General features: G+C 65.1%; 16 protein-coding genes. 14 read left to right on the top strand and 2 right to left on the bottom strand.

Annotation, left to right across the window (positions count from 1 at the left end):
* Positions 1 to 116 precede the first annotated feature (116 nt).
* Positions 117 to 1,481, bottom strand: coding sequence for a glutamyl-tRNA reductase (locus E3O11_RS08920; protein WP_092448133.1), 1,365 nt, complete (start codon positions 1,479 to 1,481; stop codon positions 117 to 119).
* A 72-nt stretch (positions 1,482 to 1,553) separates the two neighbouring features.
* On the opposite strand from E3O11_RS08920, the gene hemE reads away from it, so the two are divergent.
* The 12 genes from hemE (at position 1,554) to E3O11_RS08980 (ending at position 12,126) form a co-directional block, all read left to right on the top strand.
* Positions 1,554 to 2,660, top strand: coding sequence for a uroporphyrinogen decarboxylase (gene hemE, locus E3O11_RS08925; protein WP_092448134.1), 1,107 nt, complete (start codon positions 1,554 to 1,556; stop codon positions 2,658 to 2,660).
* Between the two features lie 8 nt (positions 2,661 to 2,668).
* A complete protein-coding gene (locus E3O11_RS08930) occupies positions 2,669 to 4,177 on the top strand; it encodes a protoporphyrinogen/coproporphyrinogen oxidase (protein WP_092448135.1) in 1,509 nt (502 codons plus the stop codon).
* A 225-nt stretch (positions 4,178 to 4,402) separates the two neighbouring features.
* Positions 4,403 to 4,816, top strand: coding sequence for a hypothetical protein (locus tag E3O11_RS08935; protein ID WP_092448136.1), 414 nt, complete (start codon positions 4,403 to 4,405; stop codon positions 4,814 to 4,816).
* 75 nt (positions 4,817 to 4,891) lie between these two features.
* The gene (locus tag E3O11_RS08940) at positions 4,892 to 5,311 is read left to right on the top strand and encodes a phage holin family protein (protein WP_092448137.1); all 420 of its coding nucleotides are present in this window, start codon (positions 4,892 to 4,894) and stop codon (positions 5,309 to 5,311) included.
* Entirely contained in the window at positions 5,298 to 5,546 is a 249-nt protein-coding gene (locus E3O11_RS08945) for a DUF3618 domain-containing protein (protein ID WP_092448138.1), read from the top strand. The genes E3O11_RS08940 and E3O11_RS08945 overlap by 14 nt, the downstream gene beginning before the upstream one ends.
* A 72-nt stretch (positions 5,547 to 5,618) precedes the next feature.
* Entirely contained in the window at positions 5,619 to 6,371 is a 753-nt protein-coding gene (gene hemQ / locus E3O11_RS18140) for a hydrogen peroxide-dependent heme synthase (RefSeq protein ID WP_092448139.1), read from the top strand.
* Positions 6,371 to 7,495, top strand: a complete 1,125-nt coding sequence (locus tag E3O11_RS08955) for a ferrochelatase (protein WP_241994681.1) — start codon at positions 6,371 to 6,373, stop codon at positions 7,493 to 7,495. The genes hemQ and E3O11_RS08955 overlap by 1 nt, the downstream gene beginning before the upstream one ends.
* Positions 7,492 to 8,445: a hydroxymethylbilane synthase gene (gene hemC / locus E3O11_RS08960; RefSeq protein ID WP_092448140.1), complete on the top strand. Its 954-nt coding sequence runs from the start codon at positions 7,492 to 7,494 to the stop codon at positions 8,443 to 8,445. Before E3O11_RS08955 ends, hemC begins: the two co-directional genes overlap by 4 nt.
* A gap of 4 nt (positions 8,446 to 8,449) precedes the next feature.
* Positions 8,450 to 9,238, top strand: a complete 789-nt coding sequence (locus E3O11_RS08965; protein WP_092448141.1) for a uroporphyrinogen-III synthase — start codon at positions 8,450 to 8,452, stop codon at positions 9,236 to 9,238.
* Between the two features lie 58 nt (positions 9,239 to 9,296).
* Positions 9,297 to 10,280 (top strand): porphobilinogen synthase, encoded by a 984-nt coding sequence (gene hemB / locus E3O11_RS08970; protein WP_092448142.1) that lies wholly within the window; start codon positions 9,297 to 9,299, stop codon positions 10,278 to 10,280.
* Positions 10,277 to 11,650: a glutamate-1-semialdehyde 2,1-aminomutase gene (gene hemL, locus E3O11_RS08975; RefSeq protein ID WP_092448143.1), complete on the top strand. Its 1,374-nt coding sequence runs from the start codon at positions 10,277 to 10,279 to the stop codon at positions 11,648 to 11,650. Before hemB ends, hemL begins: the two co-directional genes overlap by 4 nt.
* Before the next feature lie 125 nt (positions 11,651 to 11,775).
* Positions 11,776 to 12,126, top strand: coding sequence for a hypothetical protein (locus E3O11_RS08980; RefSeq protein ID WP_092448144.1), 351 nt, complete (start codon positions 11,776 to 11,778; stop codon positions 12,124 to 12,126).
* 45 nt (positions 12,127 to 12,171) lie between these two features.
* Here E3O11_RS08980 and E3O11_RS08985 read toward each other — a convergent pair whose 3' ends face one another.
* Entirely contained in the window at positions 12,172 to 13,161 is a 990-nt protein-coding gene (locus tag E3O11_RS08985) for a sugar-binding transcriptional regulator (RefSeq protein WP_092448145.1), read from the bottom strand.
* A gap of 239 nt (positions 13,162 to 13,400) precedes the next feature.
* Here E3O11_RS08985 and E3O11_RS08990 point away from each other — a divergent pair, with 239 nt between their 5' ends.
* Together E3O11_RS08990 and E3O11_RS08995 are read left to right on the top strand one after the other, a co-directional pair.
* Positions 13,401 to 14,402 (top strand): substrate-binding domain-containing protein, encoded by a 1,002-nt coding sequence (locus E3O11_RS08990; RefSeq protein WP_166787539.1) that lies wholly within the window; start codon positions 13,401 to 13,403, stop codon positions 14,400 to 14,402.
* Positions 14,403 to 14,486: 84 nt separating this feature from the next.
* A complete protein-coding gene (locus tag E3O11_RS08995) occupies positions 14,487 to 16,094 on the top strand; it encodes a sugar ABC transporter ATP-binding protein (protein ID WP_233195029.1) in 1,608 nt (535 codons plus the stop codon).
* The last annotated feature ends 38 nt before the right edge of the window (positions 16,095 to 16,132 follow it).

Consider the following 16,132-nt stretch of genomic DNA (forward strand, 5'->3'; position numbering starts at 1 on the left):
CCTCGAGAATTGCCTCGTTTGGCCCCCTGAGACCGCAGCGCCTGGCCCGTCGGTATCAGCAGGCGGCGCTGAACGGATGCTCAGGGCTGGCCGACACCGTCGGCCGTTCGGGAAAGCTAGGAGGCGATTGCACCGGCATCCGCTGCGCCGGTGGCGGGTAGCGTCACGTCGATGCCGAACAGGGCGTCGAGGCCCCCGAGGTAGGCGTCTTGCTCGCCGGCGCGGGCGAGCTCGCGGGCCCGCACCATGGGAGTGTGCAGCAGCACGCCGGCCAGGTGGCGCAGGGCCGACTCGGTCGCCTCGCTCGAATCGCCGCGGCTGCGGGCCCGGGCGATTTCGGCGTCGCGCAGCTCGAACACGTAGCTGCGTAGCGCCACCACGGCCGGGGTGAGGCTCTGCTCTTCGGCAACGTCGGAGAACTTGCGGGCCGCCTTGCCGACGATTTCCCGGGCTTCGGTCGTGGCGTTGAGCTCTTCGAGCGGGGCGTGGATGCTGATGGTTTCAAGGTCGAGCAGCTCGACGCCGGGTACCAGGGTCACGTCGGGGGCGACGTTGCGGGGCAGGCCGAGGTCGATGATGAGCTGCGGCGGCGCCTCTGGACCGGCGTCGGCCGGGCAGATGCGGGTCGGAGCATCGGCGGTGGCGCCCGAAATGGCGAACGGATCAATGCCGATCTCGGCGCGGCCACGACTGATCAGGGCCGCATCGATCACGTGGTCATCGCGCAGGGTACAGGTGACGACAACGTCGGCACGCGCCACCTCGGCAGCGAAATCCGCAGCGGGAACGGCTTCGATGCCGTGCGAGGTCGCGAATCCAACGGCGCGCCCGGACGGCGAGTAGACGCGAACGTTCTCGGCTCCGCGGTCGCGCAGGGCGGCGAGCGAGGCGCCGGCGTAGCGGCCGGTACCGACGAGCAGCACGCGGGCACTCGACCAGTCGCTGACCCGGCTTTCGGCCAGTTCGAGGGCGAGGCGCACGATCGAGCGGCCGGCCGAGCCGATGCCGGTGCGATTCTTGACGCCGCGAGAAGTTTGGGAGGCGCGCTGAAACAGACGCTCAAGTTCGGGGCTCGTGGTGCCATCGGCGCGAGCCTGTTCCAGTGCGCGCCGCACCTGGCCGGCGATCTCGACCTCGCCGACGACGACCGATTCGAGGCCGCTGGTCACGGCGAACAGGTGCTCGGCGACGCCATTACCGTGCACGAGGGTGAGATTGTCACGCAGGGTGTCTTCGGCGACGCCGGTGCTCGCGCTCACGGCTTCGATCGCCGCGTACACGGCGGGCAGCGGCGACACGCCGTAGGGTTCATCGAGATCGAGGTAGGCCTCGAAGCGGTTGCAGGTCGCGACGACGACGGCACCGCTGAGCCGACCGTGCTGCGCGACCATGCGGGTGGCCGCAACGCTTCCGCCGACAGACAATTTCTCCAGCACATCGAAGGTGGAGTTTTTGTGACTGGCCGACAGAAGAATGAGCACTAGCCAATTCTACGACTTATTGCTGTACGCTCCCGGCGCGCATCGTCAGGGATGTTTGAGAGGATGGGGGGGATGATCCTCGACGCGCAGCATCCACTCTCCTCCGGCCTCACCGCCGACTCCCGCCTGATTCAGGCCTATCAGGGCGTTCGACCCGACGTGACCCCGGTGTGGTTCATGCGCCAGGCCGGGCGATCACTGCCCGAATACCGTGAACTGCGCGTCGGTACGCGCATGCTCGACGTGTGCCTCGACCCCGAACTGGCGAGCGAAATCTCGCTGCAGCCGGTGCGGCGCCACAACGTCGACGCCGGAATCTTCTTCAGCGACATCGTCGTTCCACTCAAGCTCGTCGGTGTCGATGTGACGATTGTGGCCGGCAAGGGCCCGGTGCTCGGCAAGGCCGTGCGCACGTCAGCGGATGTCGACGAGCTCACCGCCCTGGATCCCGCGATTCTCGATGAGGCTCTCGCGCCGATTCGCGACGCCGTGGGCCGCGCGGTGTCCCAGCTCGGATCGACCCCGCTGATCGGTTTCGCCGGCGCGCCATTCACCCTGGCCGCGTACCTGGTCGAGGGCGGTCCGTCGAAGGATCACATCCACGCCCGCACGCTCATGCACGCCGAGCCCGAAGCGTGGGCGCGGCTCATGGCCTGGACCGCCGATGTCACCGGCCGGTTCCTGCGCGCCCAGGTGCTCGCCGGCGCGAGCGCTGCCCAACTGTTTGACTCGTGGGCCGGAGCCCTGTCACTGGTCGACTATGCGGCATCCGTTGCGCCAGCTTCGGCGGCAGCGATCGCGCACGTGCGCGACCTCAGCTACAGCGTCAACGGCGCTGATCGCAATGTACCGATCGTGCATTTCGGCGTGGGCACCGGCGAACTGCTGAAGGAAATGCACAATATCGGCGCCGACGTCGTGGGCGTCGACTACCGGGTGCCGCTCGATGAGGCCAACCGCCGACTCGGCGGAGCTGTTCCGGTACAGGGAAACGTCGACCCGGCCCTGCTGACGGCGCCGTGGCCCGTGCTCGAAGCGCACGTGCGCGACGTCCTCGAACGCGGACGCAGCGCACCCTCGCACGTGCTCAACCTCGGCCACGGCGTTCCGCCCGACACCGACCCCGACGTGCTCACCCGCCTGGTCAGCCTCGTGCACGACGTCAGCGCGGCCGAGTAGGAGCCAGCATGACCAGACCAATCGACGTTGTCGTCATCGGCGGGGGAGTGGCCGGCCTGGTCGCCGCCCGCGAATGCGCCCAGGTCGGCCTGGCCGTGACCGTCATCGAGACAACGGATGCCGTCGGCGGTCCGGTCGCCGGCCACGTTCTCGACGGGCTCACCCTCGACAGCGGCGCCGAGAGCTTCGCTGTGCGCGGAGGCACGGTCGCGTCATTCATCGAGGATCTCGGCCTCACCGACCAGGTCGTGGCCCCCAATGTCGCCGGGGCCTGGCTGCACTTGCCGGCCCTCAAGCAAGCGGATGCCGCGATGAGCGTTCCGCTCCCCAAGGCCGGCGTTCTAGGAATCCCCGGTTCACCGCTATCCGACGACGTGCGCCGCGTCATTGGCTGGAAAGGGTCGCTGCGCGCTTACGCCGACCGACTCATGCCCGTGCTCACGATCGGCCGCGAGCACAGCCTCGGTGACCTCGTGAAGAAGCGCATGGGCCAGCGCGTGCTCGACCGGCTGGTGGAACCCGTCGCGTCCGGCGTCTACACGACGAGCGCCGTCGACCTCGAGATCGATGTGGTCGCCCCCGGACTCAACCGTGCCCTCACCACGGCCGGCTCCCTCTCCGGCGCGGTCTCGGCCCTGCGTGCTGGCGCCCCGGCCGGGTCCAACGTCGGCGGCCTGCTCGGCGGAATGGCCAGCCTGCCCGCCGCGATCGTGGCCGCCCTGCAACGCCACGACGTGGCGATTCTGACCGGAACCACGGCCACAGCGCTGGCCCGCTCGGGCACAGACGACGCGCCGACCTGGTCCGTCACCGTCACCCGGCAAGCGGATGCCGCCCCGACCGACCCCGCTGCCGAGCGAACCACCAGCACCCTCACCGCCCGTTACCTCATCATCGCGACCCAGGGCGCGCAGGCACTGCGCCTGGTCAACCCGCTCGGTGACCAGTTCGACGCCCTCGCCGAGCTCGACTGGCCAGCACCGACTGCCGTCACTCTCACCACGCTCGTGCTCGATGCGCCAGCCCTCGACGCGCACCCACGCGGCACCGGCGTGCTCGTCTCGGCCGATGCCCCCGACGTCACCGCAAAAGCGCTCACCCACGTCACGGCGAAGTGGGCCTGGGTCGCCGAAGCGGCCGGCCCCGGCCGCCACGTCGTGCGGCTGTCTTACGGCCGTGCCGGCCAGCCCAACCCGACCGACGACCTGAGCGACAAGGAGCTGCAGGCCCTCGCCCTGCACGACGCGAGCGCCCTGCTCGGTGTGCCACTGGCAGCGGCCGCGGTGCGCGCTTTCGCCCGCACCGAGTGGCGCGACGCCCTGTCGCCGGCCACCCTCGGTGCTCCGGAACGCGCGCAGCAGGTGCGCGAGGCCGTCGCCGCGACCCCCGCAATCGAGATCACCGGTGCCTGGCTGGCCGGAACCGGCCTCGCCTCGGTCATCCCACACGCACTCGAGGCCGGCGACCGCATCCGCCACGCCGCCCTCGGCCTGACCATCACCGGGCCGGACGAGTAGTCCCGGTACCGAACCGCGGAGATCCTCGTCTTGAACCGCGAATGCGGCCCGATTCGCCGGATTCTCCGAAGTTATGCACGGGCCCCCGAACGGTGGGCGCGCGGGTGCCCCAAACTGTGCACTTCCTGTATTGATACGAGCACTACGAGACATACCCGGGCATCACCCGAGATCGAAACGGCGAACCGGGTTACTCTGGGGAGACCTTACGAAAGTGGAGACTCAATGCGCGGAAAGCTTCTGTTCATCACGGGCGGACTCGTTGGCTATGTGCTCGGTGCACGCGCCGGCCGCAAACGTTACGACCAGATCGCCGCCGCCGCCAATGACCTCTGGAACGCCAAACCTGTGCAACGCCGGGTGACCGAGGTGCGCGACGCCGCGCTCGAACTCGTCGGCGACGTTCCCGTGACCCTGTACAACGCCGGCAAGAAGGCCGTCACGCAGGCTGTCGCCAAAAAGAAGAAGAACAAGACGGCGGCTGCCCAGACCTCGACAACGTCAGCGAAAGCGGATGCCGCCGCCCCCGCAACCACGGCCAGCACCACGACGAGCCGCACGGCCGCCGCGAAGCCGAAGGCGACCGAGAAGCCGACACCGACGGCCAAGGCCAAGCCGGCGGCTGACGACGCCCAGTAGCTCGTAGAATTCGGACACCCGTTACATCGCCGGGCGCGACACCCCGACGACACCCGAAAACAGGGAAGGCAATTCGTGACTAGCAGTGGATTCAACCCGAAGAGCAAACGTCCGTTGCTCGCGCTGATCGGGGAACTGCCCGGCCAGATCAGCGCTCTCGTGAAAGCCGAACTCGATGCCTTCAAGGCCGAGTTCACGGCCAAAGCCAAGAATTTCGGCATCGGTGCCGGCCTCTTCATCGTGGCCGGGGCTTTTCTGTTCTTCGCGCTCGGGGTGCTCGTTGCCCTCTTCGTGATCTTGCTGGCCCTCGTGCTGCCGCTGTGGCTTGCCACGCTCATCGTGCTGGTCGTGCTCCTGCTCATTGCCGCACTCCTCGTGCTCATCGGCGTCAACCGGGTGAAGGCGGCAACGAAACCCGACCCAGAGGGCGTGCACGCGAGCATCCGTCACGACGTTGATGCATTCAAGGGAGTTGGCGAATATGACCACAAATGACCTGCGCGCCGAAGCCCGACACGCTCGCGCCGAGCTCGCCTCGACGCTCGATGCGATCGAGTACAAGCTCAATATCCCCAAGCAGCTGCGCATCAAGCGCCGCCGCCTGACCCACGCCCTGTACCAACTCGGCGAAGACAGCCCGGCCGCCCTCATCAGCATCGCCCTCGGTGCGGCGACCGTGGTCGGTGTCATCGTCTGGTTCGGCGCCTCCGCGGTGGCCAAAAACCGGTAGCAAGTGGGGTGGGTTCACAGCAACCGCACTGCTCATTTTGGTACCGGGGGCAATTCAGAGCAAACTAGACCCATGACTCACCCGGCTGCCGGAGAGGCAGTAACCAGCGTTCAGCCCACCACTCCCACCGATACCGAGGTAACCGCGGCTTCGCCGCAAGGATTCACCCTCTTTACCGTGCTGCGAAGAGACCCGCACAACCCCGATGATCTCGACGGCCGCGATGTTCCGCACGCCGTGAACGAGCTCGACGACGTGGTGGCCTTGATCGAAGCCGAGGGCGTCACCGTGCGCGGCTTCTACGATGTCTCCGGCCTCAAGGCCGATTCCGACGTCATGATCTGGACCCACGCGCCCGAGGCAGAGACCTTGCAGTGGGCGAACCGTGAGCTGCGCCGCAGCCGCCTGCTGAAGAGCCTGTTGCCAACCTGGAACGCCATGGGCGTGCATCGGGACGCCGAATTCAACAAGAGCCACGTGCCCGGATTCCTGCGCGGAGTCGAGCCCAAGGCCTGGCTCACCATCTACCCCTTCGTGCGCAGCTTCGAGTGGTATCTGCTGCCCGAGACTGAGCGCAGCGCCATGCTCGCCGACCACGGCCGCAAGGGCGCCGCCTACCGCGGTGCAATCGCCAACACCGTCTCCGCCTTCGCCCTCGGCGACTACGAATGGCTGCTGCCGATCGAGAGCGACGAGCTCACCGAGCTCGTCGACCTGATGCGCGGCCTGCGCGACACCGAGGCGCGTCGCCACGTGCGCGAGGAGATCCCGTTCTATACCGGACGCCGCATCTCCACCGCCGAGCTGGTCGAGGTGCTTCAGTAATGACCGCGTACGACGCAGTGCTGCTCGCCGGTTTCGGCGGACCCGAAGGCCAGGACGACGTGATTCCGTTCCTGCGCAACGTGACCGGTGGTCGCGGCATCCCGGAAGAGCGCCTCGAAGAGGTGGCCACCCACTACCGCCACTTCGGCGGTGTGAGCCCGATCAACGACCAGAACCGCGTGCTCAAGGCCGCTCTGCAGGTTGAACTCCAGCGTCGAGGCATCGACCTGCCCGTGATCTGGGGCAACCGAAACTGGGCGCCCTACCTGAAAGACACGATCAGTGAGGCCCACGATGCCGGTCAGGATCGCCTGCTGGCCATCGCGACGAGTGCCTACAGCTCCTACAGCGGATGCCGCCAGTACCGTGAAGACTTCGCCGCAGCCCTGACCGACACGGGCCTAAACGACAAGGTCCACATCGACAAGATCCGCCAGTTCTTCGACCACCCCGGCTTCGTCACCCCGTTCATCGTCGGTGTCACCCAAGGACTCCAGGATGTCGTCGCGGCCATGCCCGGCATCGACGTCGACTCCGAGGTCGAGATTCTGTTCTCGACCCACTCGATCCCGATGACGGACGCCAACAAGAGCGGCCCGGCCGATCGCGGCTTCGGCGAGGGTGGCGCCTACGAGGCGCAGCACCGCGCCGTCGCCCAGGTCGTCATGGACGCCCTCGTGGAACCCGAAGACGCGTCCACCCCGCTCAAAACGCAATGGCAGCTGGTCTACCAGTCCCGCAGTGGACCGCCCAGCATGCCGTGGCTCGAACCCGATATCAACGATGCGATCGCCCTGCTGCCGGCCCGCGGCATCCGTGCTGTGATTATTGTGCCGCTCGGTTTCGTGAGCGATCATATGGAGGTCATGTGGGACCTCGACAACGAGGCCATGGAAACCAGTGCGAAGTTCGGGATTCACGCCGTGCGCGTACCGACCCCCGGCATTTCGCCCGACTTCGTCAGCGGCCTGGGCGACCTGATCGAGGAACGCCTCAACGACACCCCGGTCGAAGACCGTCCGGCCAAGACCACGCTCGGCCCCTGGTACGACGTCTGTCGCCCCGGCTGCTGTGAAAACGTGCGGCTCGGCTTCAAGCCGGCCGTCGCGGGAATGGCACCATGACCGTCATTCGAGTAGGTACCCGCGCGAGTGCCCTCGCCCTCGCGCAGACCCAGACCATCGTCAACCGCATCGCTGCGTCGGCCGGCGTCGAAGTTGAAATCGTGAGCGTCACCACGCACGGCGATACCTCCACCGAGCCACTCTCGAGCCTCGGCGGCACCGGAGTGTTCGCGAGCGCCCTGCGTGAAGCCCTGCTGAATGACGAGTGCGACGTCATCGTGCACTCGTTCAAAGATTTGCCGACCGAGGCCCACGCAGGCTTGCGCATTGGCGCAATCCCCAAGAGAGCGGATGCCCGCGACGTGCTGGTCGCGCGCGCCGGCTTCACCCTCGATACCCTTCCGGAGGGTGCCCGCGTCGGTACGGGTTCGCCCCGCCGCGTCGCCCAGTTGCTGGAGCGTCGCCCCGACCTCACGATCGTGGACATTCGCGGCAACATCGACACTCGGATCGGGCGCGTCGCCGAGGGCGACCTCGACGCCGTCGTGCTGGCCGCGGCTGGCCTAGGTCGTCTCGGTCGTCTCGAATCCCTCGCGCCGGAGTTTCTCGAGCTGTCAGCCTGGCCGACCGCTCCCGGCCAGGGTGCGCTCGCGATCGAGGTGCGTGACGGCAAGCCGGAGCGCCTGCTCGGCGTGGCACTCGCGGCGATGAACCATGGCTCTACTCAGGCGACAACCGCCGCCGAACGCACCGTGCTGGCCCGACTGGAGGCCGGTTGCGCCGCGCCGATCGGCGCCACCGCCGTGGTCGACGATGGACTGCTCTTTCTCACCGCAACCGTGTACAGCCCGGATGGATCCCGCAAGATCACCAGCTCGCACGCGGCGACGCCCGATTCCCACTCCGCACCCCATCTCACCGAAGCCGCGCTCGATGTGGCCGAACGAGTGTCCATAGATCTTCTGGCCGGTGGCGCGGCCGAGTTCGCTCCCCTGAAAGTGACTGAGTGACCACGTGACCAATCGACTGACCAAGCCCCTCGCGGGCTGGCGTGTTCTCGTTCCGCGCGGCGGCCCCTGGGGCGACCAGGTCGCAGCGAACCTGCGCGCCAAGGGCGCACACCCGATCGTCGCACCGATGATCAACTTCGCCGCCACCGATGACGCCCCGGCTCTGAACGCGGCGCTGACCCGTCTGGCCGCCGGGGATTTCGACTGGATGACCATCACCAGCGCCACGACCGTCGACGTACTCTCGTCGCACCGCGCGGTCGTCGCCCCGGGAACTCGCATCGCCGCCGTCGGTGAGACCACGGCCGCCGCACTCATCGCGGCCGGCTACCACGTGGACATCGTGCCCTCCGAAGACAACTCCGCCCGAGGACTGCTCGAGGAATGGGAAACCGCGACCGCGGGGGTTATTCCGTTGCGCGTGCTCACCCTGCGCAGTGAGATCGCCAAGCCGCTGCTCAGCGAGGGACTGCGCCGCGTCGGCCACGACGTTGAATCGGTCGTCGCTTACCGCACCATCGGTGTTCCGGTCAGCGACCAGGTGGTCGCCGACGTTAAGGCTGGGCTCGTGCACGCCGTACTCGTCACGAGCGGCAGCGTTGCTCGTCAAGTGCGCGAACAGTTCGGGGACATTCCCGAACGCACCCTGGTTGCCTGCATCGGCCCGCAGACCGCCAGGGACTCCCGGACCCTCGGACTGCGCGTCGACGTTGTCGCCTCGGAGCGCAGCGCCGAGTCACTCATCGATGCACTCGTCGATGCAGCACTCGCGGGGAGCACGCCAGCAGCCTGACCCAGCGCGGTAACGAGCCTATAACGAAATGCACAGCCGGGCGGCGTAGTGTAAAGGGGTGACCAAACCCGTTATCCGCCCACGACGACTGCGCACCAGCGGCGCGCTTCGTCGCCTGGCCAGTGAAATCCGTCTCCACCCGGCCGAGCTCGTGCTCCCCATGTTCATTCGGGAGGGCAACGAGCAGCGGCCGATCAGCTCGATGCCCGGCGTCGTGCAGCACAGCATCGACAGCGCCCGTCGGGCCGTGGCTGAGGCGGCAGAAGCTGGTGTCGGGGGCATCATGCTGTTCGGAGTGCCAGAGGTGCGCGACGCGACCGGGACCGGCGCGACCGACCCCAACGGCATCCTCAACCTGGCCACCCGTGCTCTCGTCGACGAGATCGGTGATGCGCTCGTGGTGCAGACCGACTTGTGCCTGGATGAATTCACCGACCACGGCCATTGCGGCGTGCTCGCCGCCGATGGCCATGTCGATAACGACGCCACCCTCGAACGCTACCGCGACATGGCGCTGGCCCAGGCGAGCGCCGGTTCCGCGCTGCTCGGCCTCTCCGGCATGATGGACGGCCAGGTCGCCGCCGTGCGCGAAACCCTCGACTCCAATGGTTTCGAAGACACCGCTGTGCTGGCTTACTCGGCCAAGTACGCCTCGGCCTACTACGGCCCGTTCCGGGAGGCCGTCGCCTCGACCCTGGTCGGCGACCGCCGCACCTACCAGCTCGACCCGGCGAATCGACGCGAGGGCGTACGCGAAGCCCAGCTGGACATTGACGAGGGCGCCGACATCGTCATGGTCAAACCGGCCGGCAGCTACCTCGACGTGCTCGCCGAGGTCGCCGCGATGAGTGATATTCCCGTTTGGGCATATCAAGTCTCTGGCGAATACGCCATGATCGAAGCCGCAGCTGCGCAGGGCTGGATCGACCGGCGCCGCGCCGTCGAAGAGTCGGTACTGAGCATCCGTCGGGCCGGTGCCGACGCTGTACTTACCTATTGGGCCGTTGAATTGGCCACCTGGCTCAAGGAGGAGCGAGCATGACCGACACACTGTCAACCGAAGTGCACCACGTGGCCACCCGCAACGACGAGCTGTTCGACCGAGCCCGGAAGGTCATTCCCGGGGGGGTGAACTCTCCGGTGCGGGCCTTTGGCTCGGTCGGCGGCACTCCGCTGTTTCTGGTGAAGGCCGCCGGCGCCTATGTCACCGACTCCGACGGTCGCGAATACGTCGACCTCGTCAACTCCTGGGGACCGGCCATTCTGGGCCACGCCCATCCCGAGGTCATCAAGGCCGTTCAGGATGCCGCCGCTCTCGGCCTGTCCTTTGGCGCCTCGACGCCCGCCGAGACCGAACTGGCCGAGCTCGTCGCCGAGAGGGTCGGCGCGGTCGAAAAGCTGCGCCTGGTGTCCACCGGCACCGAGGCGACCATGACCGCCATCCGACTGGCCCGCGGTTTCACCGGTCGTGACCTGCTGATCAAGTTCGCCGGGCACTACCACGGCCACTCCGACGGCCTGCTGGCCCAGGCCGGTTCCGGCCTCGCTACCCTCGCCCTGCCCGGTTCGGCCGGCGTCACGGCCGCGACCGCCGCGCAGACCCTCGTGTTGCCGTACAACGACCTCGATGCCGTGCGCGCCGCCTTTGAGGCACACCCGGGGCGCATCGCCGCGATCATCACCGAGGCTGCCGCCGCTAATATGGGCGTCGTCGCGCCGGATGCCGGCTTCAACGCGGCCCTGTCGGCGATCGCGCACGAGAACGGTTCCCTGCTCATCCTCGACGAGGTGCTCACTGGTTTTCGAGTGAGTCGCTCGGGCTTCTGGGGACTCGAGACCAGCAGTCTCGAGTCGGCCGGTGAAGAGTTTTACACGCCCGACCTGCTCGCCTTCGGCAAGATCATCGGCGGCGGCCTGCCCGTTGCTGCCCTCGGTGGCCGGGCCGATGTGATGGACTTTCTGGCACCGACCGGCCCGGTCTACCAAGCCGGAACGTTGTCGGGCAACCCGGTCGCGGTTGCGGCGGGCATCGCCACGCTCAACCTGCTCGACGAGAGCGTGTATGACCGGCTCAACGCGACCGCCATCATCCTCTCTGAGGCTGTTTCTGCCTCGCTTGCCGCCGAGGGTGTCGCGCACCGGGTACAGCGGGCCGGCAACCTGTTCAGCTTCGTGTTCGGCGAGGAGGCGCAGGGTTCGGCTCCGCGCACCTACGCCGATGTACAGCGCCAGGAGGCTTTTCGCTACGCCCCGTTCTTTCACGCCATGCTCGATGGCGGCGTCTCGCTGCCGCCGAGCGTGTTCGAGGCCTGGTTTGTCTCCGACGCACACGATCAGAGCGCGATCGGGCGCATCTTCGAGGCGCTGCCCGCCGCGGCCAAAGCTGCAGCGGCAGCCCAGCCAACGGTCTAATTGAGCACACGCTCCCGGACCGGCCGGGAGCGTGTGCTTCAGTTGGAGAGTTCCTGCGCTGGGACATTACTGCTTTATTCGCGTCAGACAACGAGTTTTCGGGCCGGACCGGGCAGACTGGGATAATGGCTTCCCTGAGCGTGCATTCCGACCGGCTCGAGATCCACTTGACGCGCACGGAAAGAACGCTCGCGCTGCGGCGTGACTCGATTGTGGTGCAGCGGGAGAACATCCGCTCGGTGATCATCACGGAAGATCCGTGGATCTGGCTGCGCGGCATCCGCTCACCGGGATCGATGATTCCGCTCGTGCTGGCGGCCGGAACCTGGAAGTTTCACGGCGGCAAGGACTTCGTCTCGATCAAGCGTCACCGCCCGGCCGTGGTGATCGACCTGGTCGACGAAGAATTCGCCCGCGTCATTCTCACCAGCCAGCACGCGGCCGACTTCGTCGACTCGCTGAAACTCCCCGCCTGACCCACTCGGGCTTGGCGTGGGCGCCATTGTCTTTGCGGCACCAACTTAGGACAATGCCGTGCGCCCCTGTGCCATCAGGTGTTCTGCTGTGACAACATCAGTGACAAGTACGTTGACCCATCCACCAGAAATAGCGGCATGAATGGCCTTATATTTGCTGGGGCCACCGGCCACCCCGAGCCTTCGGTCGGTATTACGCAGCTGCTTGAGGGTCACCCCGATGACAAGTTCATCGAGCTCTGACATTACCGGCTCACCATGAGCATCGATGAAGCGGAGATTTACTTCACCAACAGCTCCGAGCGACTTCGCGAGATCAAACTGCTCCTGGCTGAAGAAATTGCCTCCGGCCTCCAGTGGCGGTACGATTTCGCAGTTTCCGATACCCATCAAGGCGATATCCATCTCGTCTAGGGCGCTCAAGGCTGCCCGAGTATGGAGGTCCTGCCCGAGTATTGCCGCCTTGACTTCCCGGGACGACACCACACCGGGGACCCGCAAGAATAGGGCGGCGGCTCCGGTGAGATGGGCCAAACGCTGAGTTGCACGAGTTGCTTCGTGCTGGAGCGTTGGCGGACCGACATCTCCCAGCATTTCCACGACTCGCGTCGCGGCCAAACGTTGCAGGGGTTGTAGAGCTGACGTCATTTCTCGAAGCGATCGGCTCCAGGAAGTGAAACCTATCGTTTTTGTTTCTAAGGGCATGATGCGCAATATCGATGCCACAGCGTTTCCGAGGTCTTGGGTCAGGCGCGCCTCATCGTCATCGATCACGTCCACCACGTGAACTTCATCGATACCAAATTCTTGCTCGAGGGAGTCTTCGAGGTCCACGTGCAAACCTGGAGGGATCACGACGATCGTTCTGATTACATTAGCCTCTTCGGCGGCGCGCAGCAGCCGCGAAACGCGGGCCTGCGACACGCCGAGCAGGCTCGCAATCTCCGTTTGACGCATGTTGCGCGTGTGATAAAGCCTCGCGACTTTGGTGATCAAGCGTAGGTGCTCAACGTCGGCGCCACTGTCGTGGATCAAATTGTTCCTCAATCATTCTGGTCACCCGGGCCGTGACATTCCAAGCCTCGATGTGCCAGACGAGTTTCGCGCTTTGATGCCCAGTTTCTCATTTGACACCTTCAACACCGACCCATATAGTTTCGATGAACGGTGGATTTTCAGTCCAGGCTAGCATAAATATGTTGGCAACATTGTTCGAGTTCCGTTCGTCCTCGGAGGACGAGTCATGAACCATGATGTTTCAAGGAAGAAACGTAATGATCAAACGCAATTTTGCTCTGCGCATCGCCGTTGCGGCGGTGGGGGCTGTTGCTGCAGCCTCCGTATTCTCAGCCTGCAGCCAAACGGTCACTCCATCCACTACGGAGCCCGCCGCTGGCGGAAACAAAACCATTGGAATCGCAGTGGCCGACCAGAAATCTCTGTTCTATGTTGCCGCCGTCGACGGAATGGAGCAGGCGGCAAAGGAGGCTGGTTACAAGCTGATCACGCTGTCGGCCAACAACAACTCCAGCCAGCAGGTGAACCAGGTACAGGACCTGATCACTCAGCAGGTCGGCGCCATCATCTTTATCGCTCAGGACGCTACTTCAGCCGCTGCGGGAGTAAAGCTCGCCAACGATGCGGGCATTCCGATCATTGCTGTTGACCAGAAGCCTGAATCGGGTGATGGAAAACTGGCCACGTACATTGCAACGGACAGCGTCAAGGCCGCCGAAGAACTGTGCACCTGGCTTTTCGATCAGATCGGTGGCGCTGGAGACCTGGCAATTCTGCAGGGGCCGCTTGGAGCCACGGCCGAACTGCAGCGCAGCGAAGGCTGCGACAAGGCGCTGGCGAATTATCCAGACATCAACGTCGTGGCGATGGAATCGGCAAATTGGGACGAGACTGAGGCCTTCACCGCCGCGCAGAACATCCTCACCGCGAACCCCAACCTGAAGGCATTCTTCGGCGAGAGTGACGCGATGGCCATGGGCGCCGCCAAGGCAGCCAAGCAGGATGGCCGCGAAGGACTGTTCTTCGTCGGAATCGACGGGTTCCCGACCATGTTTGAGGCCATCACTGGCGGACTGACGCAGGCCACCATGGCCCAGCAGCCTTACCTCATGGGTCAGATGTCCGTCAAGAACGCGGTCCAGATCGCGGAGGGAAAGACGGCCGACGTTCCGGAACTTCAGTACATGGACACTGTCCTCGTCACCAAAGAAAACGTCGCGGACAACGACCCGACGAAGTTTTACGGGCCCGACTTCTAAATAGAACGGGTGCGTGTGGGGCCGTCCCGAAGGTGAGGGCCCCATACGCACCACTGAGCTTTGACTGCAACGAGGTGGAACACGGTGACAGAAGTAGTATCCGACACCCTGTATTCGGCGGACCGGGTGTCCAACGCGAATGGTTCCTCGGCGGGCTTGGTTTGCCTGGGGCTGTCGAAGAGCTACGGCGGAACATCCGTCCTAACTCAAGTGGATCTTTCCCTGACCCCCGGCAGTGTGCTCGGGCTGGTCGGGGAAAACGGAGCGGGAAAGTCGACGACTTCGTCCATCATCGCGGGAATGGTGCGCCCCGACGGGGGCAGCATGACCATCGACGGAGAGATTTACGATCCACAGTCGCCTGCCGATGCCCTCAAGGCCGGGGTGGCGCTCATTCACCAGGAAATTCGGATGGTTTCCGAACTGTCGGTTGCCGAGAACATCTTCTTGGGTCGGCTCCCGATGCGGCGCGGCCGTGTCGACCGCAAGCTCATGAATGAAGAATCCCGCAGTATCCTCAAGCTTCTTGGCTCTGACACCGATCCCCGGCGTCAAGTAGCTGGCTTGTCGATAGCAGCCCAGCAAGAAATCGAAATTGCGCGGGCGCTAACTCGCGAACCGCGATACATCATCTTTGACGAACCCTCTGCTTCCCTCGGCGAGTCCGAAACCGAGCGCGTGTTCGACCAAATTCGTATTTTGCGTGACCAGGGCGCTGGAATCGTCTATATCTCCCACCGGTTGGAAGAAATTCGCACCCTCGCGGATACCGTCGTGTGCCTGCGGGACGGTAAGCGGGTAGCCGCGTGGGAAACGGGAGACGTTTCGAAAGAAGACATTGTTCGAGCAATGGTTGGCCGAGACTTTGTCTTTAGCCACCTCGCGCCCAAAGACGCCACCACTGAGGTTGCGCTCGAAGTGCGCGGGCTCGGTCGAACCGGCGTCTTTGAGGGAATTAACTTTGCGGTAAATCGTGGAGAAATTCTCGGGTTTTCGGGCCTCGTCGGCGCCGGTCGCACCGAGATGGTGCGAACGATCGCCGGAGCCGATCGACATGACGCCGGGGAGATCCTGGTTGACGGTACTGCCGTCAAGATCCGCGGACCGCGTTCAGCGATTAATGCCGGCATCGCTATGGTCCCGGAAGATCGCAAGGGTCAGGGTCTTAACCTGGACCGCACCGGCGCCGAAAACATTACCTTGCCCTGGGAGCCCAGCCTTACAACGGGTGGAATAATGACCGTTCGCACGGTCAACGCGACAGCGAATCTGCAACGGGAATTTCTCGACATTAGAAGCAAGCTCGACATTCCGGTTGGTTCGCTGTCGGGGGGTAACCAGCAAAAGGTCCTCCTCGGAAAATGGCTCGTCACGCGACCGCGTGTGCTGATTCTCGACGAACCAACCCGCGGCGTAGATGTTGGCGCAAAAATGGCCATCTACAAGACGATTCGATCGTTGGCCGAACAGGGTGTTGCCATCATCGTCATTTCTTCCGAACTCGAAGAAGTCCTCGGTCTCTCGCACCGTGTCCTCGTCATGTCCGGCGGAAGGCAACGCGGCATCCTCGACCGCGCCGACGCCACCCCGGAAGCCGTGATGGCGCTCGCGCTGATCACCGACTCGAGTGACGATGCCCAACCCTCGAACCAACCCGGCAGCTCGCCACAGGGAAGAAGTGAATCACAATGACGCAAATCAATAACGAGCCCCGCACGTCCGGTGCGGTG

Source organism: Cryobacterium levicorallinum (assembly GCF_004402405.1).
Taxonomy (GTDB): domain Bacteria; phylum Actinomycetota; class Actinomycetes; order Actinomycetales; family Microbacteriaceae; genus Cryobacterium; species Cryobacterium levicorallinum.

Coding starts and splice junctions, on each gene's coding strand:
- hemC (WP_092448140.1), top strand. CDS start 7,492: ATGACCGTCATTCGAGTAGGTACCCGCGCGAGTGCCCTCGCCCTCGCG.
- E3O11_RS08935 (WP_092448136.1), top strand. CDS start 4,403: ATGCGCGGAAAGCTTCTGTTCATCACGGGCGGACTCGTTGGCTATGTG.
- E3O11_RS08930 (WP_092448135.1), top strand. CDS start 2,669: ATGACCAGACCAATCGACGTTGTCGTCATCGGCGGGGGAGTGGCCGGC.
- E3O11_RS08990 (WP_166787539.1), top strand. CDS start 13,401: ATGATCAAACGCAATTTTGCTCTGCGCATCGCCGTTGCGGCGGTGGGG.
- hemE (WP_092448134.1), top strand. CDS start 1,554: ATGATCCTCGACGCGCAGCATCCACTCTCCTCCGGCCTCACCGCCGAC.
- E3O11_RS08955 (WP_241994681.1), top strand. CDS start 6,371: ATGACCGCGTACGACGCAGTGCTGCTCGCCGGTTTCGGCGGACCCGAA.
- hemQ (WP_092448139.1), top strand. CDS start 5,619: ATGACTCACCCGGCTGCCGGAGAGGCAGTAACCAGCGTTCAGCCCACC.
- E3O11_RS08980 (WP_092448144.1), top strand. CDS start 11,776: ATGGCTTCCCTGAGCGTGCATTCCGACCGGCTCGAGATCCACTTGACG.
- hemL (WP_092448143.1), top strand. CDS start 10,277: ATGACCGACACACTGTCAACCGAAGTGCACCACGTGGCCACCCGCAAC.
- E3O11_RS08945 (WP_092448138.1), top strand. CDS start 5,298: ATGACCACAAATGACCTGCGCGCCGAAGCCCGACACGCTCGCGCCGAG.